Source organism: Flavobacterium sp. FPG59, from assembly GCF_002150205.1.
In the GTDB taxonomy this organism is placed as follows: domain Bacteria; phylum Bacteroidota; class Bacteroidia; order Flavobacteriales; family Flavobacteriaceae; genus Flavobacterium.
Genome location: NZ_MTCA01000376.1, coordinates 1 through 1,353 on the forward strand (window position 1 = coordinate 1; position 1,353 = coordinate 1,353).

At 27.4% G+C, this 1,353-nt stretch carries 2 protein-coding genes; one reads left to right on the forward strand and one right to left on the reverse strand.

The features are described from left to right. Positions 1–1,154: hypothetical protein (locus tag FPG59_RS16815; RefSeq protein ID WP_176330785.1), on the forward strand; the 1,154-nt coding region annotated here is incomplete at its 5' end. Here the strand turns inward: FPG59_RS16815 and FPG59_RS16915 are convergent. Continuing rightward, positions 1,151–1,353, reverse strand: a 203-nt coding sequence (locus FPG59_RS16915) for a hypothetical protein (protein WP_217875962.1), incomplete at its 5' end; no start/stop codon positions are given. The genes FPG59_RS16815 and FPG59_RS16915 overlap by 4 nt on opposite strands.

Below are 1,353 nucleotides of genomic sequence, written 5' to 3' on the forward strand. Positions count from 1 at the left end.
GGATTGGATTATTAAAATACAATAATAATCTGCTTGGAGAAGAAGATGTTTCCTTAATGGCTCATTTTTTATTCATGCCAGGAGATAAGGGAATAAAGTCATTACTTAAATTAGAAAGTGAGGTTTTAAGTTTTTTTGTTCGGGAACGAAATAATCATGAAAAAATAAAATCAGGAATATTTTTAAATACAATTTTTCCTTTTAGTGAAAATCTATTATCAGTTAATATTCAAGGTAAAGCATTTAAGGTAGATGAGCAAGATTATTTTATTGCAGAAAGAATTATAGATCATCAGTATAATCCAAATTTATTTTTAGTAGATAAAATTAGAATTGAGGAACTTTTTCCGAAAACATCAACTGACCAAAAAGCAGATTTGGATAAAACGAAGGTTAGTCTTCCTGCGCAACCTTCAATTAAAGGTAATCGAATAAATTTAACTTCTGAGAGTCTGGGAAATAGTAAAGCTAACATTATTGATACTCATATTAATTCTGGACGTGTATCAGGTTTTCAATTTCCAGTAGAAAAAATTATAAGAGATAAACAAGATAAGGCTTATGATGTATCATTAATTCCTACTGAGAAGCAATTAAATGAGGGAACTTCTATAAATCAAGGCTCAGATTTAGGTTCCGATTCAGTGAGAAATAATTTTTTGGATACTCTTCCTCCTACCAGTATAAGTAGATTTGAATTAATGAGATTAACGGTAAAAAAATTAGAAGAAAAGTATCGCGTAAAATGTCAATTTAAATGTCTCAGTAGTTCTATTTTAAGTAATAATACTTATAAAATTTCTAATCATTCTGTAATGGTTATATCCTTATATTATCAAAATAAATATTTTTATTTAGTAGAATTTAATAGAGGGTTCACGGGATTCATACACGACAATTCTTTGGAAAGAATAGATCCATTCAAATTGGAGCTTTTTTTAAAATCCTCTGTTAAAAAAATAGATGAGCTTAAGAAAAATCAATATGTATGGACTAAAATCAGAATGTTTTCTGATGATGCTAAAAAAAAATTAGGTATAGTTATAGTTGATCCTTTAAAACACAGTCTGAAAAATTATAATAACACATCGGAGGCTGCATATGGTATGGCGAATAAAATTTTTAATGAAAGAATTTTAAAGATTGTTGCTTAACGTAAATTTAAAATTTCTTTTTCAAACCAATAGGGAGTATCTTTAATATCTCTGGTAAAGTCTGTACGTCTAACATTTGAGTTTTTAAAAATATTTTGGAATTGACATGGCCAGTTCTCTAAAATAGAGTAAGATATTAATAAAGCTTCTTTCCTTTCTTCTAGACTGAAATTGATTTTATTATGAGTAGTTATTGAAT